The 24,637-nt window shown below is 71.9% G+C and carries 18 protein-coding genes; 12 read left to right on the forward strand and 6 right to left on the reverse strand.

Features of this window, described 5'->3' with window-relative positions:
- Positions 1-184: 184 nt before the first annotated feature.
- The 5 genes from CRT23_RS02470 (at position 185) to addA (ending at position 11,901) form a co-directional block, all read left to right on the forward strand.
- On the forward strand, positions 185-2,683 hold the full coding sequence (locus tag CRT23_RS02470; protein WP_103708569.1) for a PAS domain-containing sensor histidine kinase: 2,499 nt from the start codon (positions 185-187) through the stop codon (positions 2,681-2,683).
- Positions 2,684-2,875: 192 nt separating this feature from the next.
- Positions 2,876-4,402 carry a tRNA (adenosine(37)-N6)-threonylcarbamoyltransferase complex ATPase subunit type 1 TsaE gene (tsaE, locus tag CRT23_RS02475; protein ID WP_103708570.1) on the forward strand — a complete coding sequence of 509 codons (1,527 nt, stop codon included), beginning with the start codon at positions 2,876-2,878 and terminating at the stop codon, positions 4,400-4,402.
- Between the two features lie 77 nt (positions 4,403-4,479).
- Positions 4,480-5,217 carry a nucleotidyltransferase family protein gene (locus tag CRT23_RS02480; protein ID WP_103708413.1) on the forward strand — a complete coding sequence of 246 codons (738 nt, stop codon included), beginning with the start codon at positions 4,480-4,482 and terminating at the stop codon, positions 5,215-5,217.
- Positions 5,218-5,284: 67 nt separating this feature from the next.
- Positions 5,285-8,419, forward strand: coding sequence for a double-strand break repair protein AddB (gene addB / locus CRT23_RS02485; RefSeq protein ID WP_103708414.1), 3,135 nt, complete (start codon positions 5,285-5,287; stop codon positions 8,417-8,419).
- Positions 8,416-11,901, forward strand: a complete 3,486-nt coding sequence (gene addA / locus CRT23_RS02490; protein WP_103708415.1) for a double-strand break repair helicase AddA — start codon at positions 8,416-8,418, stop codon at positions 11,899-11,901. The genes addB and addA overlap by 4 nt, the downstream gene beginning before the upstream one ends.
- A 121-nt stretch (positions 11,902-12,022) precedes the next feature.
- On the opposite strand, the gene cobT is transcribed toward addA, so the two are convergent.
- The 3 genes from cobT to CRT23_RS02505 form a co-directional block, all read right to left on the reverse strand.
- Positions 12,023-13,924 (reverse strand): cobaltochelatase subunit CobT, encoded by a 1,902-nt coding sequence (gene cobT, locus CRT23_RS02495; RefSeq protein WP_103708416.1) that lies wholly within the window; start codon positions 13,922-13,924, stop codon positions 12,023-12,025.
- A gap of 37 nt (positions 13,925-13,961) precedes the next feature.
- Complete coding sequence (gene cobS / locus CRT23_RS02500) at positions 13,962-14,945, reverse strand: cobaltochelatase subunit CobS (protein WP_055947706.1); 984 nt, start codon at positions 14,943-14,945, stop codon at positions 13,962-13,964.
- 254 nt (positions 14,946-15,199) lie between these two features.
- Positions 15,200-15,826 carry a DnaJ domain-containing protein gene (locus CRT23_RS02505; RefSeq protein WP_055947709.1) on the reverse strand — a complete coding sequence of 209 codons (627 nt, stop codon included), beginning with the start codon at positions 15,824-15,826 and terminating at the stop codon, positions 15,200-15,202.
- A gap of 134 nt (positions 15,827-15,960) precedes the next feature.
- Between CRT23_RS02505 and CRT23_RS02510 the strand changes: the two genes are divergently transcribed.
- Together CRT23_RS02510 and arfB are read left to right on the forward strand one after the other, a co-directional pair.
- The gene (locus CRT23_RS02510; protein ID WP_055948837.1) at positions 15,961-16,245 is read left to right on the forward strand and encodes a BolA family protein; all 285 of its coding nucleotides are present in this window, start codon (positions 15,961-15,963) and stop codon (positions 16,243-16,245) included.
- 70 nt (positions 16,246-16,315) lie between these two features.
- On the forward strand, positions 16,316-16,738 hold the full coding sequence (gene arfB, locus CRT23_RS02515) for an alternative ribosome rescue aminoacyl-tRNA hydrolase ArfB (RefSeq protein ID WP_103708417.1): 423 nt from the start codon (positions 16,316-16,318) through the stop codon (positions 16,736-16,738).
- Positions 16,739-16,746: 8 nt separating this feature from the next.
- On the opposite strand, the gene CRT23_RS02520 is transcribed toward arfB, so the two are convergent.
- Complete coding sequence (locus CRT23_RS02520) at positions 16,747-17,484, reverse strand: YoaK family protein (protein ID WP_055947714.1); 738 nt, start codon at positions 17,482-17,484, stop codon at positions 16,747-16,749.
- A 193-nt stretch (positions 17,485-17,677) separates the two neighbouring features.
- On the reverse strand, positions 17,678-18,613 hold the full coding sequence (locus CRT23_RS02525) for a methyltransferase domain-containing protein (RefSeq protein WP_103708571.1): 936 nt from the start codon (positions 18,611-18,613) through the stop codon (positions 17,678-17,680).
- 41 nt (positions 18,614-18,654) lie between these two features.
- Here CRT23_RS02525 and CRT23_RS02530 point away from each other — a divergent pair, with 41 nt between their 5' ends.
- Genes CRT23_RS02530 through CRT23_RS02540 form a run of 3 tightly spaced genes read left to right on the forward strand, consistent with a single transcriptional unit; the run spans position 18,655 to position 21,886 of the window.
- On the forward strand, positions 18,655-19,698 hold the full coding sequence (locus tag CRT23_RS02530; protein ID WP_103708418.1) for a ligase-associated DNA damage response exonuclease: 1,044 nt from the start codon (positions 18,655-18,657) through the stop codon (positions 19,696-19,698).
- Positions 19,695-21,419: a cisplatin damage response ATP-dependent DNA ligase gene (locus CRT23_RS02535; protein ID WP_103708419.1), complete on the forward strand. Its 1,725-nt coding sequence runs from the start codon at positions 19,695-19,697 to the stop codon at positions 21,417-21,419. The genes CRT23_RS02530 and CRT23_RS02535 overlap by 4 nt, the downstream gene beginning before the upstream one ends.
- A complete protein-coding gene (locus CRT23_RS02540; RefSeq protein ID WP_103708420.1) occupies positions 21,416-21,886 on the forward strand; it encodes a secondary thiamine-phosphate synthase enzyme YjbQ in 471 nt (156 codons plus the stop codon). The genes CRT23_RS02535 and CRT23_RS02540 overlap by 4 nt, the downstream gene beginning before the upstream one ends.
- Before the next feature lie 12 nt (positions 21,887-21,898).
- Here CRT23_RS02540 and CRT23_RS02545 read toward each other — a convergent pair whose 3' ends face one another.
- Entirely contained in the window at positions 21,899-22,345 is a 447-nt protein-coding gene (locus CRT23_RS02545; RefSeq protein ID WP_103708421.1) for a DMT family transporter, read from the reverse strand.
- 95 nt (positions 22,346-22,440) lie between these two features.
- On the opposite strand from CRT23_RS02545, the gene CRT23_RS02550 reads away from it, so the two are divergent.
- Both CRT23_RS02550 and CRT23_RS02555 read left to right on the forward strand, forming a co-directional pair.
- Positions 22,441-23,361: a LysR family transcriptional regulator gene (locus CRT23_RS02550; RefSeq protein WP_103708422.1), complete on the forward strand. Its 921-nt coding sequence runs from the start codon at positions 22,441-22,443 to the stop codon at positions 23,359-23,361.
- A gap of 76 nt (positions 23,362-23,437) precedes the next feature.
- A complete protein-coding gene (locus CRT23_RS02555) occupies positions 23,438-24,610 on the forward strand; it encodes a zinc-dependent alcohol dehydrogenase (RefSeq protein WP_103708423.1) in 1,173 nt (390 codons plus the stop codon).
- The last annotated feature ends 27 nt before the right edge of the window (positions 24,611-24,637 follow it).

The following is a 24,637-nucleotide window of genomic DNA, read 5'->3' on the forward strand; positions in this document are numbered from 1 at the left end:
GCTCCTGCGCGGCCATCGCCTCTGAAGCCTCTAAAGTTAAGCTTAACCCTCTTCCGGGACGATTCCGCCTCGCGCTAGTGTGGGCTGATTCCTCAGATGGAGTGGCTCGCAGCCGGCCTCCGGCCTGTTGCGGGATGGGCGCCTTTCGGCGTCTCATCGAAGATTCGTGGAGGCGGGACGGATCATGAGGGTCGAACGAACGGCGCGCGCCCTGCTGTGCGCCGGCTCTCTGGTCGTTGCCGTGGCCGGTCTCCCGGCGCGGGCGGCCGGGACGGGGATGGATGCCGGCGCTGCCGTCTCGGGGTTCGGGCAGCACACGCACAACGCCGCCGGGCTCGCCATCCTGATCGGCTTGACGGTGTTCTCCACCATTGTCGCCCTGCTGCACATGCGCGAGCGCAGCCGCTGGACCCGGCGCGAGCGCGACCTCGTCACCGAACTGTCGGCCCTGCGCGAGTCCCACGACCGCGCCGAGATGCTCCTGAACGCCGAGCGTCAGGTCCTCATCACCTGGTCGGGCCGCGGCGCCCCGACCATCGAGGGCGATCTCGGACTCATCGATGCCCGGCGCGCGCCCGGCGACACCGATCTCGGCCTGCCCGGCTTCGAGACCTGGCTGCACGCGGTCGATGCCGATGCCCTCAACACCGCCGTCGAGGCGCTCCGCGCCCGCGGCGCCGGCTTCCGCCTGAGCCTGCGCACCCAGTCTGGCCGCTTCATCGATGCGCATGGGCAGGCCCTGTCCGGCCGCGCGATCCTGCGCCTGCGCGAGACGACGGACGAGAAGCGCGAGCTCATCGACCTGCGCCTCACGCTGTACGAGGCCAAGCGCGGCCTCTCGGCCCTCGGCAGTCTCCTCGACGCGATCCCGCAGCCGGTCTGGCGCCGCAACCGCGACGGGGCGCTCGCCTGGGTCAACTTCGCCTACGTCGCGGCGGTGGAGGCCGGCACCCGGGAGCATGCGCTCGAGGGCGGCGTCGAACTCCTCGACCGCCAATCCCGCGACCTCATTGCCCGCGACGATTCCGGCCGCCTGGCCACCGGGGGCCGCGTGCCGCATCGCCTCTCGGCGGTGGTGGCGGGTGGGCGGCGCACCCTCGACGTCACCGAGAGCGCGATCGAGACCGGCCGTGTCGGCATCGCCGTCGACGTCTCGGAGCTCGAGAGCGTCCGTGCCGACCTGCAGCGGCAGATGGATGCCAACGTCCGCACCCTCGACCAGCTGCCCACCGCCGTGGCGATGTTCGACGCCCGCCAGCGCCTGATCTTCCACAATGCCGCCTATCGCCAGCTCTGGGACCTCGATCCGGTCTTCCTCGACGGCCGCCCCCTCGACGGCGAGATCCTCGACCGGCTGCGCGCCGCCCGGAAGCTGCCCGAGCAGGCCGACTTCAAATCCTGGAAGGCCGACGTGCTCGCCGCCTACCGGGCCGTGGAGGCCAACGAGGCCTGGTGGTATCTGCCCGACGGACGCTCGCTGCGCGTCGTCGCCGATCCCAACCCCCAGGGCGGCCTGACCTACCTGTTCGACGACGTCTCGGAGAACATGAAGCTCGAATCCCGCTACAACGCGCTGATGCGGGTGCAGGCCGAGACCCTCGACACCCTCAAGGAGCCCGTGGCGGTGTTCGGCGCCGACGGCCGGCTCACCTTCGCCAACCGCGCCTTCGCGACCCTGTGGCGCCTCGACCCCGAAACCCTGCGCGAGCGCCCCCGGGTCGATGCCGTCATCGCCGCCTGCCAGACCCTCTCGCCCGACGAGGACCCGTGGATCGACATCCGCGGCGCCATCACGGGCCTGGAAAGCCGCGCCGGCCTGACCTGCCGCCTGGAGATCGTCGACGGCACCGTCCTCGACTGCGCCGCCCAACCGTTGCCCGAGGGCGCGACGCTGCTCACCCTGATCGACGTCACCGCCAGCGTGAACGTGGAGCGCGCCCTCACCGACAAGAACGACGCCCTGGAGCGCACCTCGCAGCTGCGCGACACCTTCGTGAACCACGTCTCCTACGAGCTGCGCTCGCCGCTCACCAACATCATCGGCTTCACCCAGCTCCTCGGCGACGAGACGGTGGGCGCCCTGAACGAGCGCCAACGCGAGTATTCGGGCCACATCATGCGCTCGTCGGGGGCGCTGCTCGTGATGATCAACGACATCCTCGACCTCGCCTCCATCGACGCGGGCTCCCTCGAGCTCACCCGCGAGGTGGTCGACGTCCGCGCCACGGTCGATGCCGCCGTGCGCGGGCTCGAAGATCGACTCGCCGATTCTGCCATCGCCCTCGATCTCGACGTGCCCGACGACGTCGGGAGCTTCGTGGCCGACGGCAAGCGCGTCCGGCAGATCCTGTTCAACCTGCTGTCGAACGCCGTCGGCTTCTCGGCGCCGGGCCAGCAGGTCCGCGTCGAGGTCCGCCGCAACGCCGCCGAACTGACCCTGGCGGTGGCCGACCAGGGGCAGGGCATGCCGCCCGACGTCGCCTCGCGGGTCTTCGACCGGTTCGAGAGTCACACCCTCGGCACCCGCCATCGCGGCGTCGGCCTCGGCCTGTCGATCGTGCGCTCCTTCGTGGAACTGCATGGCGGGCGCGTCAGCCTGGAATCCGCCCCCGGCGCCGGCACCCGCGTCACCTGCACCTTCCCGATCACCGAGCCGACCGCGCGGCGGGATGCCGCCGAGTAGGGGCTCCGGGCGGGGGCGTCCCGATGGAGCCTTCGGTCTGTCCGCGATTTGGTTAAGGATGCTCCGGTATGACAGCGGGGCTCCGCGCGATCCGGATCCGGCCGCGGCGGCGCACGGCCATGGAGGAGTTGGGCGTTGAACGAGGATGGTGCCGACACGCCCCAGCGTGAGGTGAAATCGGCCTGGGAGATCATGCTCCCGGAAGAGAGCGCCACCGAGGATCTCGGCCGTTTCCTCGCGGGGCTTCTCGTGCCGGGGGACATCGTCGCCCTGTCCGGCGGCCTCGGCGGCGGCAAGACTACCCTCGCGCGCGCGCTGATCCGCGAACTCGTCGGCGATCCCGACCTCGACGTCCCGAGTCCGACCTTCACGCTGATCCAGCCCTACGAGGCGGCCGACGGGCGCGCCATCGTGCATGCCGATCTCTACCGCCTGCGCAGCCCCGACGAACTCGTGGAGCTCGGCTTCGACGAGATGGCCGAGACCGCCATCACCCTGGTGGAGTGGCCCGAGCGCCTCGGACCCCGCGACGCGCCGATGCTGATCGTCGACCTGTCCCTTCGGGCCGAGTTCGGGGACGGGGCGCGCTTTGCCCGCATCGACGGCAGCGGCGGCATGGTCGCCCGGCTGAAGCGGGCGCGGGCGCTGCGCATCCTCCTCGTCCGCAGCGGCTGGGACGAGGCCACCCGCATCAACATGCAGGGCGACGCCTCCTCGCGCGCCTATGAGCGGCTGGTGAAGCCGGACGGCAAGAGCGCCGTGCTGATGATCTCGCCGCCCCGCGCCGACGGCCCGCCGGTCCGCAACGGCCGCCCCTACAGCGCCATCGTCAAGCTCGCCGAGAGCGTGCACGCCTTCGTCGGGATGGACCGGGGCCTGCGTGCCCTCGGTTTCTCGGCCCCCCGCATCTACGGCGAGGACCTCGCCGAGGGCCTGCTGATCCTGGAGGATCTCGGCTCCGAACCGGTGGTCGACGCCAATGGGCCGCGCCCGGAGCGCTACGCCGAGGCGGTGCGTCTCCTGGCCAAGCTCCACGCCACCGAGTTGCCGGGCGTGCTGCCCGTGGCCGACGGCATCGACCACGTGCTGCCGCCCTACGATCTCGAAGCCCTGGTGTTCGAGACCGAATTGCTGCCCGACTGGTACTGCCCGGCCATCCGGGGGGCCGATCTGCCCCACGCGGCCCGGTCCGAATTTGTGGCCCTGTGGGCGGAGGTGCTCGACAGCATCAAGCTCGACCGCCCGACCTGGACCCTGCGGGACTACCACTCGCCGAACCTGATCTGGCTGCCCGAGCGCGAGGGACTGGAGCGCATCGGCGTCATCGACTTCCAGGATGCGGTCCTGGGCCATCCCGCCTACGATGTCGCGTCGCTGCTCCAGGACGCGCGCGTGGACGCCACGGCGGAGTTCGAGCTGCGCCTCCTCGGCCTCTACGTGCGCGAGCGCCGGGCCCGCGAGCCCGACTTCGACATGCAGGCCTTCGCCCGGGCCTACGCGGTACTGGCGGCCCAGCGCGCCACGAAGATCCTCGGCATCTTCGCCCGCCTGGATCGGCGCGACGGCAAGCCGGCCTACCTCGCGCACCTGCCGCGCATCGAGGGCTACCTGGCGCGCAACCTCAACCACCCGGCCCTGACCCACCTGCGCCTCTGGCACGAGGCGCACCTGCCGCACCTCGTGCCGAAGGCCGCGGGCGAGCCGGCCGAGGGCGCCTGACGATCCGCGATGCCCGCGCAAGGCTGCCCGAGGGCGCCCGCGCCCGCCCGAGACCTCTCCGACGAGACGAAGCCGCCATGTCCGACACAGCCCCCATCACCCGCGCCTTCGTCCTCGCGGCGGGTCTCGGCAAACGGATGCGCCCGATCACCGCGACGGTGCCCAAGCCCCTGGTGGAGGTGGCCGGCCGGGCGCTCCTCGACCACGCCCTCGACCGGGCGGCCGAGGGAGGCATCACCGAGGCGGTGGTCAACGTCCACTACCTGGCCGACCTGATCGAGGGGCATGTGCGCAAGCGCCAGACCGCCCCGAAGATCGTGCTCTCCGACGAGCGCGACGCCCTGCTGGAGACCGGCGGCGGCGTGAAGAAGGCCCTGCCGCTGCTCGGCGACCACCCGTTCGTCGTGTTCAACGCCGACTCGTTCTGGCTGGAGGGCCCGGAATCCAATCTCGGACGCCTGATCGCCGCCTGGGACCCGGCCGCGATGGACATTCTCCTCCTCGTCGCCCCGACCGCGACGAGCCTCGGCTACGAGGGCAACGGCGACTTCGCGATGGATTCGTCCGGGGCTCTGGAGCGCCGCGGCGAGCGCGAGGTGGCGCCCTTCATCTATGCCGGCGTCGCCATCCTGAAGCCCGGCCTGTTCGCCGAGACCCCCGAGGGGGCCTTCTCCCTCAACCTCCTGTTCGACCGTGCCATCGCGACCGGCCGGCTGCACGGCCTGCGCCTCGACGGGCAATGGCTCCATGTCGGCACGCCGGAGGCGATCACGGCCGCCGAGGCCCGGGTGAAATCGACGGCACCCACGCCCTGAGGGCCGATCGGCGATTCGACGCGCCGCCGCATTCCCGGGCCGGGGATTTGGTGGCATGGAGGGTGGGATGCCGACCTCAGACGTCTCCACCGCCCACATCTTCTCGATCCCGCCCGGCGCGCCCTTCCTGCCGACCCTCGCCGACGCCCTGATTTCGGGGCGCCTCGTGGGCGCGATCGGCGACGATCCCTTCGCGCTTGCCTCCATCACCCTCTACCTGCCGACCCAGCGGGCGGTGCGGGCGCTGGCCGCGATCCTCGCCGCGCGCCTCGGGCACGCGGCCCTGCTGCCCCGGATGGTCCCCCTCGGCGAGGCCGACGAGGCGGAACTGGACCTGGCCGCCAACCCGCTCCTCGAGAACGGCCCCGATCTCCTCGCGCCGGCGATGCCGCCCCTGGAGCGCCGGCTCATCCTCGCCCGGCTCGTCCAGGGCTGGGCCGAGGCGGTGGACCGCACGCTGCTGCCCATCGACGACGACGTGCCCTTCCTGGTGCCGTCCTCCCCCGCCGACGCGATCGGGCTTGCCGCCGACCTGGAACGGCTGATGGACGCGCTCACCGTCGAGGGGCTGCCCTGGGCCGAGATCGGCGGCGCCGTCGAGGCCGAGTACTCGCGCTACTTCGGCCTGACCCTGGACTTCGTGAAGATCGCCGCCGAGGCCTGGCCCGGGATCCTCGCCGAGCGGGGCATGAGCGACCCGGTTTCGCGCTCGCGCCGCCTCGTCCTGGCCGAAGCGGACCGGCTGATGCGCGAGCGGCCCGCCACCCCGGTGATCGTGGCGGGCTCCACCGGCTCGGTACCGGCGACGGCCCGGCTGATCGCCGCGGTGGCGGCGCTGCCCCGCGGCGCCGTGGTGCTGCCCGGCCTCGACTCCGAACTCGATGCCGCCGGCTGGGACGCCATCGAGACCGGCGAGGGCGTTTCGCGGGAGATCGCCCATGGCCACCCGCAGGCGGTCCTGCATCGCCTCCTCGGTCCCGCCGGTCTCGACCGCGACCGGACGCAGGTCGCGTCCCTCGGAGACCCCTCCGCCGAGTCCCGAGCCCGCTTCGGGTTGCTGTCCCAGGCCCTGCGCCCGGCCGAGACCACCGAGGCCTGGGCGGCCCTCGACCCGGCCGAGCGCGCCCGGCTGGCGGAGGAGGGCATGCAGGGCCTCGCCGTGGTCGAGGCCAGCGACGAGCGGGAAGAGGCGCTGATCATCGCCATCGCCTTGCGCGAGACCCTCGAAATGCCCGGCGCGACGGCGGCCCTGGTGACGCCGGACCGCGCCCTGGCTCTGCGCGTCGCGGCCGAACTGGCCCGCTGGGGCATCGTCGCGGAGGATTCCGGCGGCGAGGCCCTATCGCGCAGTCGGGCCGGGCGCTTGGCGCGCCTCGCCGCCGAGGTCGCGGCCGATCTCGAGCCGGCCCGGCTGATCACGCTCCTGTCCCATCCCTATGTCCGCCTCGGCATGCCGCGCAGCGACGTGGTCCGGGCCGCCGCCGCCCTGGAGATCGGGACCCTGCGCGGCCCCGCCCCGGCGCCGGGCTTTGCCGGGCTGCAACAGGCCCTGGCCGATCAGCGCACCGCCACCGGGCGACGGCCCCGGGCCAAGCGCCGCCTGACCGAGCGCGACTGGGACCTCGCCGCCGATCTTCTGAACCGTCTGGAGGTGGCCTTCGACGGTTTCCTCGACGCCGATCACCGCGGCGTCGGAAACCTCGTCGCCTACGCCGCCTGCCACCGCGCCACCTTCGACAGGCTGATCGACGCGGCCGAGGGCGAGGCCGTCGACGATGCGTCCCTGGGCGTCCTCGACACCCTGTTCGACGACCTGGAACTGGCCGAGCCCGGCCTGCTTCCGGGCCGTTTCGGCGACTATCCCGCCTTCTTCACCGCCTTGGCCCGCGAGCGCATGGTGGCTTGCAGCGACGGGCGCCCGCATCCGCGCCTGCGGATCCTCGGTCTGCTGGAGGCGCGGCTGATGAGTGTCGACCGGGTCGTGCTCGGCGGCCTCGACGAGGGCGTCTGGCCGATGCAGACGACCACCGACGCCTTCCTGAACCGACCCATGCGCGAGCGCATCGGCCTCAACCCGCCCGAGCGCCGGATCGGCCAGAGCGCCCACGACTTCGTCCAGGCGCTGGGCCACCACGACGCCCTCATCACCCGGGCGGCCAAGCGCGAAGGCGCGCCGACGGTGCCCTCGCGCTTCCTGCAGCGCCTGCGCGCCTTCACGGGCGACGCCTGCTGGAGCCAGGCCCTCGCCGCCGGGCGCCGCTTCTCGGCCTACGCCGCCGCCCTCGACCAGGGCACGGGTCCGGCGCAAGCCCGCTTGAAGCAGCCCCGGCCCAAGCCCGATCCGGCCCTGTTCCCCAGGTCTCTGAGCGTCACCGAGGTGGAGACCCTGGTGCGCGACCCCTACGTGATCTTCGCCCGGCACGTCCTCGGCCTCGATCCCCTGGATCCGGTGGCGGCCGAGCCCGGCGCCGCCGACCGGGGCACGCTGATCCACGAGATCCTGGGCCAGTTCGCCCAGGACCATCCCGAGGCGCTGCCCGAGACGGCGGTGGAGCGGCTGTTCAGCCTGGCCCTGAACGCCTTCCAGCCGATCTCGGACACCTATCCCGAACTCTACGCGGAGTGGTGGCCGCGCTATGAGCGGCTGGCCGCGCACTTCCTCGCCTGGGAGGTGGAGCGCCGGGCGCAGCTGACGCGGGTGCACCCGGAAATCTCCGGCAAGTGGGTGATCCCGATGGGCACCGAGACCTTCACCCTGCGGGCGCGGGCCGACCGGATCGAGCGGCGCCGCGACGGCGGGGCCTGCATCGTCGACTTCAAGACCGGGCTGCCGCCGAGCAACAAGGAGGTCTTCGCCGGCTTCTCGCCCCAGCTCACCCTGGAGGCGGCGATGCTCATGGCCGGGGCCTTCGACGGCTTCCCCGCCACCACGCTGACGCCGGACCTCCTCTACGTCCACGCCTCGGGCGGCCGCAAACCCTTCGAGCCCCTCGCGGTGAAGCCGCCGCGCGGCGACGAGCGCGAGGTCGCCGCCATCGTGGACGAGCACGTGGCGCGCTTCCGCGGCCTCGTGGCCCGCTTCCTCACCGGCGAGGCCGCCTACACCTCGCGGCCCTATCCGAAATACGCCAAGTCCTACGGCGACTACGACCACCTCGCTCGGGTGCTGGAATGGTCGCTCGGCGGCGAGGGAGATTCATGATGTCGGGCCGCGAAGCCTTCGTCGTCGACGACCTCACAAAGGCGGCGCAGCGCAAGGCCGCCGATCCCCGCGCCTCGGCCTGGGTCTCGGCCAATGCCGGCGCGGGCAAGACCAAGGTCCTCACCGACCGGGTGGTGCGGCTGCTCCTCGACGGCGCGCCGCCCGCCCGCATCCTCTGCCTGACCTTCACCAAGGCGGCGGCGGCCAACATGTCGATCCGGGTGTTCCGGGTGCTCGGCCGCTGGGTGACGCTGGACGAGGCCGCCCTCTCGGCCGAACTGACGGAGCTCACGGGGGAACGCCCAGCGCGCAAGACGCTGCAGGTGGCCCGGCGCCTGTTCGCCCGTGCGGTCGAGACGCCCGGCGGCCTCAAGATCGAGACGCTGCACGCCCTCTGCGAACGCCTGCTGCACATGTTCCCCTTCGAGGCGAACGTGCCGGCCCGCTTCGTGGTGCTGGACGAGACGCAGGCGGCGGAGGCCTTCCGGATCGAGACCGGGAACGTGCTGGCTGACGCCATCGGCGGCCGGCATCCGCATCTCGGCGAGGCCCTCGCCGTCGTCGGCCCCGAGGCGACGGGGGATGCCCTGCGCAAGGCGATCCGCAGCGCCATGCGGGCGCGGGACGTGCTGGACAGCCGCTTCGGTCTCGAAGGGCCCTTCGCAGCGCTGGCCGACGCCCTCGGGGTCCGGGCGGGCGAGAGCGCGGCGGCGATCGAGGCGCGCATGCTCGACGGGGTCCTGGGCGATCTCACAGCACTCGCCGGTCGCCTGCGCACCGGCAAGGCCACCGATGACGGCGTCGCCGACAAGCTGCTCGTGGTGGAAGCGGCGGCCTCACCGGCCGAAGCCCTGGAGACGTACCTCGGCATCTTCTTCACCAAGGAGGGCACGCCGAAAGCCGACCGGAGCCTCGGCACGAAAGCGGTGCCGGAGGACGCCAAGCAGGCGCTGTGCGACGAGCGCGACCGCCTTGAACCGCTGCAGGACACGCTCCGCGGCGTGCGCGCCCTGGAGCGCACCCACGCCCTCTTCACCCTCGCGGGCGAGATCCACCGCCGGGTCGAAGCCCAGAAGGCCCGCCTCGGCGCCCTCGACTTCGACGACCTGATCCACAAGACCCTCGACCTCCTCGGCCGGGTCGATTCCACCTGGGTGCTGTACAAGCTCGACCGCGGCGTCGACCACGTGCTCATCGACGAGGCGCAGGACACCAACCCGCACCAGTGGGAGATCCTGCGCCGCATCACCGCGGAGTTCGCCTCCGGCGAGGGGGCTCGCGAGGTCGCACGGACCCGCTTCGCCGTCGGTGACCCGAAGCAGTCGATCTACAGCTTCCAGGGCGCCGAACCGCGCGAATTCGAGACCACCCGCCGTGACTGGCAACGGGCGGCCGCGGGCGCCGAGCTCGCTTTCGAGGACGTGCGGCTCGAACTCTCGTTCCGCTCGGCCGGCGGTGTCCTGCGCGCGGTGGACGCGACCTTCAAGATCGCAGCCCATTACGAGGGCCTGTCCTTCGACGACACGGCCGTCGGCACCACCCACAGTACCGCGCGCAAAGCCGCGCCCGGCACCGTCGAACTCTGGCCCATCGAGGAGCCGGCGGACGAGCCCGAGCCCGACGCCTGGGCCGCTCCCGTCGACGCGCCCGAGACCAACGCGCCGGCCATCGTCACCGCCCGCCGGGTCGCCCGGGCGGCCCTGACCTGGATCACCAGCGGCGACGAGACCGGCCGGGTCTGGCGGCCGGGCGACATCCTCATCCTGGTGCGCAAGCGCTCGGCGGCCTTCGAGGAGGTCATCCGCGCCATGAAGGCCCTCGGCGTGCCCGTCGCCGGCCAGGACCGCCTCGACATCGCCGCCCACATCGCCGTCAACGACCTCGTGGCGGTGGGCCGCGCCGGACTCCTGCCGGCCGACGACCTGACCCTGGCCGGTGCCCTGAAGACGCCCCTCGTCGGCTTCGACGACGACGACCTCGTGCGCATCGCGGCCCGTCGCGACCTGCACGAGACCCTGGAGGATGCGCTGGCCCGGCACGCCGCCGCCGGCGACCCGGCCGCGATCCGGGGCCATGCGGCCCTGACATCCTGGATCGCACTGGCGGCCTGCGAGGGACCGTTCGGGTTCTACGCCGCGCTGCTCGGCGCGCGGGGCGGCCGGCGCGCCCTGGTCTCCCGCCTCGGCGGCGAGGCCGGCGACGCCATCGACGTCTTCCTGATGACGGCGGCGCAGGCCGAGCAGGCGCCCGACGCGCCCTCCCTCGGCGGATTCCTGGCCCGCTACGACACCGTTCCGGGGCGCGGGGAGGGCGGCCACACGGTCAAGCGCGATCTCGATTCCGGCCGCGACGAGGTCCGGGTGATGACGGTGCACGGGGCGAAGGGGCTGGAGGCGCCGGTGGTCGTCGTCATCGACGGCTGCGAGGCCCTGGGCCGCAACGATCCGCCGCTCCTGCCGCTCCTGTCGGGGGTCCAGCGCTTCGGCCAGGGCGCGGCGCCGCTGCCGCCGATCTGGGCCGGGGCCAAGGCGGGCGACTGCGAGGCCGTGACGGAGGCCCGCGCCACCCTGCAATCCCGTGCCCGCGAAGAGCACAACCGTCTGCTCTACGTGGCGATGACCCGGGCCGCCGACCGCCTCGTCATCGCGCCCCATCGGGGGCACGAGGCTCCGAGCGAGGCGGCCTGGTGCGAGATGATCCGCACGGGCATGGAGGAGTCCTTCGGCTCCGGGGAGGTCCTGGAGACCGCCTACGGCGCCGCGACGCTGTGGCGCGAGGGCGGCGCGGCGCAGCCGGCGGCCCCGGCTCCCTCGATGCCGGAAGGGCCGCCGGAGCTGCCGGCCTGGCTGGAGGCGCCCGTCCCGGCCGAGGTCGAGGCCGCCCCTCCGGTGACGCCATCCGGCGCGCTGGGAGCCGCCGATACCCGCCGCGAGCCGGGCCAGCGCCAGGCCGACAGCGAGGCGCGCCGGCGCGGAACCCTGATCCACTCCCTGGTGGAGCACCTGCCGCGGATCGACCCGGCTCAGCGGGAGGCCGCCGCGACGGCCTTCGTGCGCGCCCGTGCCCCCGGATTCGACCGGGCCAAGCAGGACGGCATCGTCGCCGCGACCCTGCACCTCTTCGCGGAACCGGACCTGGCCCCGCTCTTCGCACCGGAGGCGCGGGCCGAGGTGACGCTGTCGGGACGGGTCGTGGTCGGAGGCGTCTCGCGTCCGGTCTTCGGTCGGGTCGACCGCCTGGCCATCGCCGAGGACACGGTCTGGGTCGCGGATTTCAAGACGGGCCGGCCCCCGCGGGCGGGCGCGCCGCTGCCCCGCGCGGAAGCCGGGCAGATCGCCCTCTACGCCGCGCTCCTGGCGGAGATCTACCCGCGCCACCGCGTGGTCCCGATGCTGGTCTGGACCTCGGGCCCCGTCATCCGGCGGCTCGATGCCGACGCGGTGGCGGCCGCCCTCGACGCGCTGGCGCAGAGGGCGGCGTGAGCACTAGACTCTCTCAGGTTCATCTTGAGCCGGACAGACCCTCGATGCCTGACTCGACGCGCGTCTCTCCGGGATAACCGGGTCTCGCTGATCCCTGACAGACGTGAGGCCTGGGCAAACGCTAGCGCCGCCCGCCGGCGGCCCGCTTCTGCGGCGCCGGCGTGCCCGAATCCTCCTCGAAGAGTTCGGCGAGCTTCTCGGTCATCGCACCGCCGAGCTCCTCCGCATCGATGATCGTCACCGCGCGGCGGTAGTAACGCGTCACGTCGTGGCCGATGCCGATGGCCAGCAGTTCCACCGGCGACCGGGTCTCGATGTCCTCGATCATCCAGCGCAGGTGGCGCTCGAGGTAGTTGCCGGGATTGACCGACAGCGTCGAATCGTCGACCGGCGCACCGTCCGAGATCACCATCAGGATCTTGCGCTGCTCGGGCCGGCCCAGCAGGCGCTTGTGCGCCCAGTCCAGCGCCTCGCCGTCGATGTTCTCCTTGAGCAGGCCCTCGCGCATCATCAGCCCGAGGTTCTTGCGCGCCCGGCGCCAGGGCGCGTCGGCGCTCTTGTAGACGATGTGGCGCAGGTCGTTGAGGCGGCCCGGGGTGTTGGGCTTGCCGCCGGCGAGCCACGCCTCGCGCGACTGTCCGCCCTTCCAGGCGCGCGTGGTGAAGCCCAGGATCTCGACCTTGACGCCGCAGCGCTCGAGGGTACGCGCCAGGATGTCGGCGCAGGTCGCCGCCACCGTGATCGGCCGCCCGCGCATCGAGCCGGAATTGTCCAGCAGGAGCGTGACCACCGTATCGCGAAAGTTCGTGTCCTTCTCGCGCTTGAATGAGAGCGGCTGGAACGGATCCGTGACCACGCGCACGAGGCGCGCGGGGTCGAGCTGACCCTCTTCGAGGTCGAAGTCCCAGGCACGGTTCTGCTGGGCCAGGAGCCGACGCTGCAGCCGGTTGGCGAGGCGCCCGACCACGCCCTGGAGATGGGCGAGCTGCTTGTCGAGGTAGCTGCGCAGGCGCGCCAGCTCCTCGGCGTCGCAGAGGTCCTCGGCGTGGATGATCTCGTCGAAGCGCGGGTTGAAGACCTTGTATTCCGGGCCGCGCGGCTCGTTCGTCAGCTGCGACGGCGGGCGCCAAGCCTCCGACGCCTCCTCGGATTCGGCGTTCTCGGCCTCGTCGGGCAACTCACCGGAGGGCGCATCGGCGGCCTCGGTGGCGCCTTCCTGCAACTCGTCGGTGGCCTCCTGCGAGGTCTCCATCTCGGAGCGGTCGCCCTGGGACTGCTCCTCGGCCTCGCCCTCGCTCGGGGTCTGCTCATCGTCCTGGGCGTCGTTCTCGTCCTCGTTCTCGTCGTCCTCGGGGTCGAACGGCGTCTCGTCCGCCATGTCGAGGGAGGTGAGGAGGTCGCGGACCGAGCGGGCAAAGGCGCGCTGGTTCTCGATCGCGCCGATCAGCCCGTCGAGATTCGTGCCCGCCTTCTCCTCGATATGCGGGCGCCAGAGGTCGACGATCTTCCGGGCCGCGTCAGGGGGGGCCGCGCCGGTGAGGCGCTCGCGCACCATCAGGGCGACGGCATCCTCCATCGGGGCGTCGGCCCGGTCGGTGATGTCCTCGTACTTGCCGCCGCGATGGTAGCGGTCCTCGAGCATCGCCGAGAGGTTCGCGGCGACGCCGGCCATGCGCCGCGAGCCGATGGCCTCGACGCGGGCCTGCTCGACCGCGTCGAAGACCGCCCGGGCGCCGGCATTCTCCGGCGCCAGCCGGCGATGCACGGCGACGTCGTGGCAGCCGAGCCGCAGGGCCATCGAGTCGGCGTTGCCCCGCAGGATCGCGACGTCTTCCGGCGTCAGCTTGCGCGGCGGCTCGGGCAGGCGTGCCTTCTCGCCCGTCAGCGCCGGGCGGTCGCTGGCATAGACCACCTCGATCTCGGAGCGCTTGGCGATGGCGCGCAGGCAGCCCGCCACCGAGCGCTTGAGCGGTTCGGCGACGGGCTCGCGCCGGTCGCCGGGCTTGCGGTTGGAGATCGACATGCGGGTCGACGGTTTCCTCGAAACGGACGGAAGGGGCTCAGCTCAGGGCGACGTTCGAGGCGCTCTCGGGCAGGTCCTTGCCGAAGGCGCGCTGGTAGAACTCCGCCACCAGGGTGCGCTCCAGCTCGTCGCACTTGTTGAGGAAGGTCACCCGGAAGGCGAAGCCGATGTCCTGGAAGATGTCGGCGTTCTCGGCCCAGGTGATCACCGTGCGCGGGCTCATGACGGTGGAGAGATCGCCGTTCATGAACGCGTTGCGGGTCAGGTCCGCCACGCGCACCATGCGGTTGACGATGTCGCGGCCGCCGTCGCGCTGGTAATGCGCTGCCTTCGACAGGACGATGTCGACCTCGCGGTCGTGGGCGAGGTAGTTCAGGGTGGTGACGATCGACCAGCGGTCCATCTGGCCCTGGTTGATCTGCTGGGTGCCGTGATAGAGGCCGGACGTGTCGCCGAGGCCCACCGTGTTGGCGGTGGCGAACAGGCGGAAGGCGGGGTGCGGGCGGATCACGCGCTTCTGGTCGAGCAGCGTCAGGCGGCCCGACAGCTCGAGCACGCGCTGGATCACGAACATCACGTCGGGGCGGCCGGCATCGTACTCGTCGAAGACCAGGGCGACGTTGTTCTGCAGCGCCCAGGGCAGGATGCCGTCCTGGAAGGCCGTGACCTGCTTGCCGTCCTGCAGCACGATCGCGTCCTTGCCGACGAGGTCGATGCGCGAGACATGGCTGTCGAGGTTGATCCGGATGCAGGGCCAGTTGAGGCGCGCCGCGACCTGCTCGATATGGGTCGACTTGCCGGTGCCGTGATAGCCCGTGACCATCACGCGCCGGTTGCGGGCGAAGCCCGCCAGGATCGCCAGGGTGGTCTCCCGATCGAAGATGTAGTCCGGATCGAGGTCCGGCACGTGCTCCTCGCTCTGCGAGAAGGCCGGGACCCGGAGGTCGAGGTCGATGCCGAAGGCCTCTCGGACGGAGACATCCCGGTCGGGGAGCGAGGCGGGCGAGACGTCAGAAAGCATAAGGACCTCGTCGGGGCGCGGGTGCCGTGGGGGTGTCACGGAACACGCGGGCTGTGTCGGACTTCGGGGCCTGGCGGTTCGGGAAGGATGAACCGCGCGCGACCGCCATCTAAAGGTCGACGCCGGGCGGCGCCAAGGGGTGTCAGGGCTGCATATAGGGCCTCGCCCGGCGATTGCCGCCCACCCAGAGCAGGGGAGCCCCGGAAAACGTGCATCGATCATGCCGGAACCGCACCGATCCGGCGATCGGCGCGTCAGCAGAGGCCGGCGGCGCGCAGGGCATCGTGGGCCCGGATGATGTCGCGCAGGCGCTCCTCGAACGAGCGGTCGCCGCCATTCGCGTCGGGATGGAAGCGCTTCACCAGGGTCTTGTACTGCGCCTTGATGGCGGCCGAATCCGCGTTCTCGTCGAGGCCGAGCACGTCGAGGGCCTTGAGGGTCGCCGCCGAGTGCCGGGGCCGACGCGGCTCGGGCGCCGCCTTGCGCCGGGCGGTCTCACCGACACCCTCGGCACGCAGGATGTCCAGGGGATCGACATAGGCCCAGTCGCGCTTCGGCGCCGCCTTGCCGCGCTCGCCGGCGGTGGCCGGGTTCACCCCCATCGCCCAGGTCGGGCGATGCCCGATGATCGCGTCCTTCTGGAAGGCCTGCACGGCGGCATCGTTCATGCCGTCGAAGTAATTGTACGTGGCGTTGTAGGCGCGCACGTGGTCCATGCAGAACCGCCAGTACTGCCCCTCCGCCTTGCGCCCCTTCGGCGCGCGGTAGAGCCCGGGGTTCTTGCACCCGGGAGTCTCGCAGGTCTGGGTCGCGGCCGTCTTCGGCTCGTCGCAGGACGGCTTGATGCGGATGCTGTCGAACAGGGGCGAGTTGAGATCCATGATAGGGCGATTATGAGGGGGTGGGTCGGAGACACAATAGCGGCGGGCCTGATGCCGCATGCGGTGTTCGGGGGTTGACGCGCGAGACCGGGCGCCAGCGCCCGACCCCCAGCAACAACGAGGAGACGTCCGCGATGACCGAGACCGTGACCCTGAAGGATTGGATCACCGACACGCTCCAGGCGCAACTGACGCCGCAGGACCTGGCGGTGATCGACGAATCGCACCTGCATGCGGGCCATGCGGGTGCGCGGCCCGAAGGGGAGACGCATTTCCGACTGGACGTGGTTGCCGCCGTCTTCGAAGGCAAGAGCCGCGTCGAACGGCATCGCCTGGTCAACGCCGCCCTCGCGCCGGCCTTCCAGCGCGGCCTCCACGCCCTGGCGGTGCGGGCCCGCACGCCTGCCGAAGCCTCCTAGCAGCGTCCTAGAAGCGTCCGAGTAGCGTCCAAGAAGTGTCCTGGACGCGCAGCCTGCGAGAGACCCCGCCGTGGCCCTGCAATGCACGCCCCACATCGCCATCGACGAGGCGGAGCTGGAGGAAACCTTCGTGCGGGCCTCGGGCCCCGGCGGACAGAACGTCAACAAGCTCTCGACGGCCGTGCAGCTGCGCTTCGACGCCCGGCACTCGGCCTCCCTGCCGGATGCGGTGGCCGTGCGCCTGATGCGGCTGGCCGGCCGCCGCCTCACCGTCGACGGGGTGATCGTGATCAGCGCCCAGCGCTTTCGGACCCAGGACCGCAACCGGGCTGATGCCCGCGAGCGCTTGGCCGAGCTCGTCGCCGAGGCCGCGGTGCCGCCCACCCCCCGACGCGCCACCCGCCCGACCCTGGCCTCGAAGAAGCGCCGCCTCGACGACAAGTCGAAGCGGAGCGCCACCAAGCGGCTGCGCGGGAGCGGGGGAGCCGATTAGCTCGCCGGTTAGATCTGGGCCGCGGCGGCGCCGTCCGGCGGATGCCGCTCCACCTCGCCGCTGACGTAGCGGCTGCCCGGCTTCAGGATCGTCAGCCCCAGAGCGATGATGGCCAGAAGCGCCGAGAGCGCGGCCGGGAACAGGAACGCATCCTCACCGTAGCGCATCTGCAGGAAGCCGCCGATCACCGCGCCGGTGCTCAGGGCCGCCCAGAGGGGGGCCTGGATCCAGAACGAGGGCGCCACCGTGCCGAGCATGAGGTTGGCGAGCCCGGTCCCGAACCGCACCACGGCGCCGGTGACGTAGGTGAGCGCGAGGCTGCGCCCGCCCTCGTCCTGCAGCGTCGCGTTCTGCAGGCCCAGCGCGATGACGATCGGATAGGCGTGGAGCGGGAAGGCGAAGGAGCCGTGCGGGATGATCAGCCCGATGGTCAGGAACACGGATTGCAGCAGGAGCAGCACCGAGAGGCGCCAGCGCCCGACCCAGGCCGCGATCAGGGTGCCGGCGAAGGCACCGAAGCAGAACAGCACGATGACCGAGGCGACGCGCGACGTGCTCTCCCAGTCGAAGCGGCTGACCGAGACGCCGAAGCGTGTCGTGTTGCCGCTCATGAAAGACATGAACAGCTGCGAGAACTCGAGGAATCCGATCGAATCGGCGCAACCGGCCACGGCCGAGAGCGCCAAGGCGAAGGGGATGCGCGTCGCGGCGCTCGCCGGAAATGACTTGTTCTGCGTCTCTGCCATAGGTTTGCTATCCTCCGTCCCGTGTGGCGGCTGAACTACGGTGGCGTAAGGCCGATACGCTCGGTGCGGGGCCGGACCTCGACGTCAGGTCACGGGCGGGGTGCTCCGATGCGTCCGGGGCAACAGTCACGCTCCCGTTTGGTTCAACCGCGTCGTGCGCCAGCGCTCAAGGCCTGCAACGCAAACGTGAACGTTACCGCCGCCGGGCCACGATCACCCGGCCGGGGACGTCGGCACCGTTTTCCCGCCGCACGACGGCCGGTTGGGCGAACTCGCGGCTGAGGCCCGCCGCCGCCAGGGTCTCCTGCACCAGCGCGTCGCCGTGGGCGTAGCGGGCATCCGCGCCCAGGATGAGGCCGTCGCCCGCATGGGACTGCACCGTGAAGGCGAAGCGCCCGCCCCGGCGCAGGACGCGGGCGCTGCCGGAGACCATGCCGGAAAAGTCGCCCACGTAGATCATGACGTCGGCGGCCGTGACGCAATCGGCCGAGGCGGCGGGCTCGGCCGCGAGCGCCGCCACCAGTTCGCCCTCCACCAGGCGATGGTAGCAACCACGCCGCCCGGCCTCGGCCAGCATGCCGGGTGAGAGGTCGATCCCGGTCAGGTGCGCCGGCCGGCCGGCGAGGGCGGCCCCGACGAGGCCCGTGCCGCAGCCGAGGTCGATCACCCGCCCGAGGGGCGTCGCCGGACCCGCCGCGGCATCGAGTGCTTCGGCGACGAGCGCGTGCCCGCGATAGCGCAGGCCCTCCACGAGGTGGCGATCGAAGCGGGGGGCGTAGGCGTCGAACAACGCCCGGACGTAGCCCGGCGAGATCGCGGTGATCGCATCGCCGGCGCCGATGCGCACCAGGGCGAGGCGCGCCCCCTGGGCATCCTCGGGATCGATGTCGAGGGCATTGGCGTAGGCGCGCAGGGCCGCGTGGTGATCGCTCGCCTGCCCGCCCTTCGCGTAGCGGGCTTCGCGGGCGAGCCCGAGCAGGAACCAGGCCGGAGCGAAGCGGGGGGCGATCTCCAGGGTCTGCTCCGCCATCTCGGCGGCACCGTCCGGGTTGCCCTCGTCGAGGCAGCCCTGGGCGTAGGCGTAGCGCCGGTCGGCGCGAAGGTCGCCGGAGGTGATCGTACGGGACATGTGGCTGCGCATGGGCTTCGGGCGCCCTATATGCCGCGCCGATGAGTTTCAGCGCCAGCGATCTTCTCACCCTGACCCGCGAGGGCCTGTACTGTCCCCTCGGCGGCTTCCATGTCGATCCGACCTGGCCGGTGCCGCGCGCCCTGATCACCCATGGGCATGCCGACCACGCCCGGGCCGGCCACGGGCGGGTGCTCGCCACGGGCGAGACCCTGCGCATCATGGCGGTGCGCTACGGGGCGGAGTTCTGCGAGAGCCGCCAGGAGGCGCCCCTCGGGCAGGAGATCCGCATCGGTGACGTGACCGTGCGCTTCGCGCCGGCCGGGCACGTGCTCGGCTCGGCCCAGATCGCGATCGAGGCGCAGGGCGTCCGGGTCGTCGTGTCGGGCGACTACAAGCGCGCCTACGACCCGACCTGCCTGCCCTTCGAGGTCATGCCCTGCGACGTCTTCATCACCGAGGCGACCTTCGGCCTGCCGGTGTTCCGGATGCCCGACACCCGCGACGAGGTGAAGAAGCTGCTCGATTCCGTGGCCCTGTTCCCCGAGCGCGCCCACATCGTCGGGGCCTACGCGCTGGGCAAGGCGCAGCGCGTGATGGCGCTGCTGCGGGAGGCCGGCTACGACCGGCCGATCTACCTGCACGGCGCGATGGAGAAGCTCACCGAGCTCTACAAGCAGGAGGGCATCCCGCTGGGCGAGACCCCGAAGGTCGTGGCGACGGAGCGCGCCAAGCTCCACGGGGCCATCGTGCTCTGCCCGCCCTCCTCGATCCAGGACGTCTGGTCGCGCAAGTTCCCCGACCCCGTGACCTCCTTCGCCTCGGGCTGGATGCGGGTGCGCGCCCGGGCCCGCCAGAAGGGCGTCGAGCTGCCCCTCTGCATCTCCGACCATTCGGACTGGCCCGATCTCTGCCGCACCATCCTGGAGACCGGGGCCGGGGAGGTCTGGGTCACCCACGGGCAGGAGGACGCCCTGGTCCATTGGTGCGGGACGCAGGGCATCAAGGCCAAGCCCCTGCACCTGCTGGGCTACGGCGACGACGGAGAGGCCGAGCCGGCCGCCGCACCGGAGGAGGCCGCGTGAACGACTTCGCCCACCTCCTCGACCGCCTCGCCTACGAGCCGCGCCGCAACGCCAAGCTGCGCCTGCTGCAGGATTATTTCGCCCACGCCCCCGACCCGGAGCGCGGCTACGCCCTCGCGGCGATGACCGGGGGCCTGACCTTTCGCGAGGCCAAGCCCGCGATGATCCGCGGCCTGGTCGAGGCGCGCATCGACCCGGTGCTGTTTGGGCTCTCGCACAACTACGTGGGCGATCTGGCCGAGACGACGGCCCTCATCTGGCCGGCGCCCACGTCGCGGAGCGACGAGGCGGTCGTCGGCCCCGGCCACAACAACCCGCCGCCGCACGTGCCGACCCTGGCCGAGGTGGTCGAGACGCTGGGCACCGTGAAGAAGGCGGACCTGCCCGCCCGCATCGCCGAATGGCTCGACGCCCTGGACGAGACCGGGCGCTGGGCGCTGCTCAAGCTCATCACCGGCGCGCTCCGGGTCGGCGTCTCGGCCCGTCTCGCCAAGACCGCGATCGGGGCGCTCGGCGGCCACGAGGCCGACGCCGTCGAGGAGGTTTGGCACGGGCTGGAGCCGCCCTACGCCACCCTGTTCGCCTGGGTCGAGGGAAGGGGCGAGCGGCCCACCACCCTGAATCCGGCGCCGTTCCGGCCGCCGATGCTCTCCCATCCCATCGACGAGGACGGCGATTTCGAGAAGCTCGATCCGGCCGCCTTCTCCGGCGAATGGAAGTGGGACGGCATCCGGGTCCAGCTCGTGGGCGGCCGCGACGCGGCCGGCGCACAGGTCGCCCGGATCTACTCGCGCACCGGCGAGGACATCTCCGGCGCCTTCCCGGATCTGACCGAGGCCATCACCTTCTCGGGCGCCATCGACGGCGAATTGCTGATCCTGCGCGAGGCCCGGGTGCAGAGCTTCAACGTGCTGCAGCAGCGCCTCAACCGGAAGGCCGTGACCCCGAAGCTCCTGGAGGAGTTTCCCGCCCATGTCCGCGCCTACGACCTGATGCACGCCGAGGGCGAGGACCTGCGCCCGCTGCCCTTCAGCGAGCGCCGGGCCCGCCTGGAAGCCTTCGTGGCGGCCCTCGACCATGCCCGGATCGACCTCTCGCCCCTGGTGCCGTTCGCGACCTGGGCGGATCTGGCCGCGGCCCGCGCCGACCCGGCCGCCGTGGGGGCGGGCGAGGATGCCGACGCCATCGAGGGCGTCATGCTCAAGGCCCGCGACAGCGCCTACCTGCCGGGGCGCCCCAAGGGGCCGTGGTGGAAGTGGAAGCGCGAGCCGTTCCGGGTCGACACCGTGATGATGTACGCCCAGCGCGGGCACGGGAAGCGCTCGTCGTTCTACTCCGACTACACCTTCGGGGTCTGGCGCGCGCGCGAGGACGGCGCGCCCGAGCTGGTGCCCGTCGGCAAGGCCTATCACGGCTTCACCGATGCCGAGCTGCAGAAGCTCGACCGCTACGTCCGCAACAACACCACCAAGCGCTTCGGCCCGGTGCGCGAGGTCGCCTACGGGCTCGACCACGGCCTCGTCCTGGAGATCGCCTTCGAGGGAGTGCAGCGCTCGACCCGGCACAAGTCCGGGGTCGCCATGCGCTTCCCCCGGGTGGCACGCATCCGCTGGGACAAGCCGGCGGCGGAGGCCGACCGGATCGAGGCCCTGGAGACCATCCTGGCCCGCGGCGAGCGCGAGATCGCGCCGGGCGAGACCCTGACGGAGGCGCAAGGATGAGGCGTGCGGGGACGATCGGTACCTTGGAGGGCTTCGCCAGCGGCGGTGTCGAGCGGCAGGCGGGCGCGACCCTCACGGTCTCGACCCCGGGCCAGGGCTTCACCGACATCACCCGGTCGGTGGCCGAGTTCCTGGGGCGCAGCGGCATCGGCACCGGGCTCGTCACCGTGTTCTGCCGGCACACCTCGGCCTCCCTGACCATCCAGGAAAATGCCGATCCCGACGTGCAGACCGACCTCCTCACCGCCCTCGACGGGCTGGCGCCGCGCCACGCCGGCTACGTCCACGGCGCCGAGGGCCCGGACGACATGCCGGCCCATATCCGCACGATGGTGACGGATTCCGCCCTCGGCGTGCCGGTGCGGGGCGGGCGCCTCGCCCTCGGGACCTGGCAGGGGATCTACCTCGTTGAGCACCGCGACCGGCCGCACCGCCGGGAGATCGTCCTGCACGTGGTCGGGGCCTGAGGGCCGACCGGTTCAGCGCCGGATCAGCACCACGCCGCCGATCAGGAGCGCCACGCCGAGCACGCGGGTCGTGTCGAGCTCGCGCTGGGCGAGGCCGAGCCAGCCGAAATGATCGAAGGCCACCGAGGCTAGCATCTGGCCGGTGACAAGGAGAGCCAGGAAGGTCGCCGCGCCGAGCTCCGGCACCAGGATCGTGGCCAGCGCGATGAAGACCGCGCCGAAGAAGCCGCCGCTCCAGGCCCACCACGGGATGCGCGCCGTCAGGCTGGACGCCGGCAGCGGGTCGCGCAGGGCCAGGGCCAGCACCACCATGGACAGGAGGCCGACGAAGTAGCTCGCGAAGCCGGCCCAGGCGGAGGAGTTCAGGGCAATCCGGAGATTCGCGATCAGCGCCTGCTGCACCACGATGCTGGCGCCCGCCATGACGGAGAGGGCCACGGGAAGCAGGAGGTTGAACATCGGCCTGGCACCTGTTCGGGACACGGGCGCCTTGACAACCATTCCGCGGCCATGCCGTCAAATGACGGATCGGCGCGTTTCCATGCGGGCGAGGCATGATCAACCCGGGCCACCTCGATCTCTTCCGCGCGGTGATGCGCCACGGGGGCATGACCCGGGCTGCGGCGGCGCTGGGGATCGGCCAGCCCCACGTGAGCCGGGCGATGGCGCAGCTCGAGGCCGAGACCGGCCTGTCGCTGTTCGTGCGCGGCCACGGCACCGCCCGCCCCACGCCGGAGGGGGAGGCCTTCGCCCGCGAGGTCGAGCGCAGTCAGGCCGGCCTCGAGCAGCTGACCCGCGCCGCCCGGCAGATCCGCGAGCTCGGCACCGGGCCCCTGCGCGTCGCCTGCCAGCCCTCCCTGGCTTCCCGCCTGCTGCCGCGGGCGATCCGGCGCCTCATGGCGGAGCATCCCGGGGCCCGCGTCGCCGTCCACGTGCCGAGCCCCGACACGATCTGGGCCTGGACCGCCTCGGGCCGGTGCGACCTCGGCCTCGCCCGGCCACGCGCCGGCCATGCGGGGGTGACGGCCGAGCGCTTCCTCACGGTCGATGCGGTCTGCGCCCTGCCGCGCCGGCATCCCCTGGCGCGCCGGCGCTCCATCGCGGTCGCGGACCTGGCCGGCGAGACCCTGATCGCCGGCGGGCCCGGCCTGTTCCAGGAGGCGGTCGAGGCCCGCTTCGCCGAGGCCGGGTGCGTGCCGCGCTTCCCCCTGATGGCCCAGTACACGGCGGCGCGCTGCGGGCTGGTGGCGGAGGGCCTGGGCCTCGCCATCGTCGATCCGGTCCCGGCGGGCGAACTCACCGGCCTGCCGATCGTGCTGCGCCCGTTCCGGCCGGCCCTGTCGATCGAGACCACGCTGATCCGGCCGGCGGGCCACCCGCCGGGACGCCTCGCGGAGCGCCTGATCGACTTCCTGCGGCGGGAACGCGACGCGCTGGTCTCGGAGCCGAGCCGCCTGCCCGATGAAGGCCTGTAACCCGGGACCGAACCCACGTCCCGTCGCCGGGTTCTCAGCGTATCGGCGACACGAAACCGTACGTGGGAGAGATGCGATGAAGGCCCTCGTCTGGCACGGAACCCAGGACATCCGCTGCGAGTCCGTTCCCGATCCGCGGATCGAGGACGACCGGGACGCGATCATCAAGGTCACGGCGTGCGCGATCTGCGGCTCCGACCTCCACCTCTACGACCACTTCATGCCCGGCATAGAGAAGGGCGACGTCATGGGCCACGAGTTCATGGGCGAGGTCGTCGAGACCGGCAAGGGCGTCAACGGCAGCCTGCGCAAGGGTGAGCGGGTGGTGATCCCGTTCACGATCGTCTGCGGCGCCTGCGACCAGTGCAAGCGCGGCTTCTTCTCGGTCTGCGAGCGCTCCAACCGCAACAAGCACCTCGCCGCCAAGGCCTTCGGGCACACCACCGCGGGCCTGTTCGGCTACACCCACCTCACCGGCGGCTACCAGGGCGGACAGGCCGAGTACGTGCGCGTGCCCTTCGCCGACACGACCCACATCAAGGTGCCGGACGAGCTCACCGACGAGCAGGTGCTGTTCCTCGGCGACATCTTCCCCACCGGCTGGCAGGCGGCGGTGCAGGCCGACATCCAACCCACCGACACCGTGGCGATCTGGGGCGCGGGCCCCGTCGGGCAGATGGCGATCCGCTCGGCCATCCTGCTCGGCGCCAAGCAGGTGATCTGCATCGACCGCGTGCCCGAGCGCCTGGACATGGCCCGCGCGGGCGGCGCCATCACCATCGACAACGGCACGGAGAGCACGGTCGAGCGGCTCAACGAACTGACCGGCGGCAAGGGCCCCGAGAAGTGCATCGACGCCGTCGGCATGGAGGCGCACGCCCCCCGCGCCCTGGAGCAGGCCTATGACCGCGTGAAGCAGGCGATGATGCTGGAGAGCGACCGGGCCACGGTGCTGCGGGAGATGATCTACGTCTGCCGCCCGGCCGGCATCCTCTCGATCCCGGGCGTCTATGGCGGCCTCGTGGACAAGATCCCCATGGGCGCCCTGATGAACAAGGGGCTGACGGTCCGCACCGGGCAGACCCACGTCAACCGCTGGACCGACGACCTTGTGAAGCGCATCGCCGACGGGCAGATCGACCCCTCCTTCGTCATCACCCACCGGGGCGGCCTCGAGGACGGGCCCGAACTCTACAAGACGTTCCGCGACAAGAAGGACAACTGCATCAAGGTCGTGCTCCGGCCCTGAGCGCCGCCCGTTTTCCCGATCGAGGAG

Source organism: Methylobacterium sp. V23 (assembly GCF_002917135.1).
In the GTDB taxonomy this organism is placed as follows: Bacteria; Pseudomonadota; Alphaproteobacteria; order Rhizobiales; family Beijerinckiaceae; genus Methylobacterium.

Excerpts from the sequence above, each read along its gene's own strand:
- CRT23_RS02520 (WP_055947714.1), bottom strand. The coding sequence starts at position 17,484 with ATGGCAGAGACGCAGAACAAGTCATTTCCGGCGAGCGCCGCGACGCGC.
- CRT23_RS02555 (WP_103708423.1), top strand. The coding sequence starts at position 23,438 with ATGAAGGCCCTCGTCTGGCACGGAACCCAGGACATCCGCTGCGAGTCC.
- CRT23_RS02545 (WP_103708421.1), bottom strand. The coding sequence starts at position 22,345 with ATGTTCAACCTCCTGCTTCCCGTGGCCCTCTCCGTCATGGCGGGCGCC.
- cobT (WP_103708416.1), bottom strand. The coding sequence starts at position 13,924 with ATGTCGATCTCCAACCGCAAGCCCGGCGACCGGCGCGAGCCCGTCGCC.
- tsaE (WP_103708570.1), top strand. The coding sequence starts at position 2,876 with ATGCTCCCGGAAGAGAGCGCCACCGAGGATCTCGGCCGTTTCCTCGCG.
- CRT23_RS02525 (WP_103708571.1), bottom strand. The coding sequence starts at position 18,613 with ATGTCCCGTACGATCACCTCCGGCGACCTTCGCGCCGACCGGCGCTAC.
- cobS (WP_055947706.1), bottom strand. The coding sequence starts at position 14,945 with ATGCTTTCTGACGTCTCGCCCGCCTCGCTCCCCGACCGGGATGTCTCC.
- CRT23_RS02505 (WP_055947709.1), bottom strand. The coding sequence starts at position 15,826 with ATGGATCTCAACTCGCCCCTGTTCGACAGCATCCGCATCAAGCCGTCC.
- CRT23_RS02550 (WP_103708422.1), top strand. The coding sequence starts at position 22,441 with ATGATCAACCCGGGCCACCTCGATCTCTTCCGCGCGGTGATGCGCCAC.
- CRT23_RS02470 (WP_103708569.1), top strand. The coding sequence starts at position 185 with ATGAGGGTCGAACGAACGGCGCGCGCCCTGCTGTGCGCCGGCTCTCTG.
- addB (WP_103708414.1), top strand. The coding sequence starts at position 5,285 with ATGCCGACCTCAGACGTCTCCACCGCCCACATCTTCTCGATCCCGCCC.
- CRT23_RS02510 (WP_055948837.1), top strand. The coding sequence starts at position 15,961 with ATGACCGAGACCGTGACCCTGAAGGATTGGATCACCGACACGCTCCAG.
- CRT23_RS02540 (WP_103708420.1), top strand. The coding sequence starts at position 21,416 with ATGAGGCGTGCGGGGACGATCGGTACCTTGGAGGGCTTCGCCAGCGGC.
- CRT23_RS02480 (WP_103708413.1), top strand. The coding sequence starts at position 4,480 with ATGTCCGACACAGCCCCCATCACCCGCGCCTTCGTCCTCGCGGCGGGT.
- CRT23_RS02530 (WP_103708418.1), top strand. The coding sequence starts at position 18,655 with ATGAGTTTCAGCGCCAGCGATCTTCTCACCCTGACCCGCGAGGGCCTG.
- addA (WP_103708415.1), top strand. The coding sequence starts at position 8,416 with ATGATGTCGGGCCGCGAAGCCTTCGTCGTCGACGACCTCACAAAGGCG.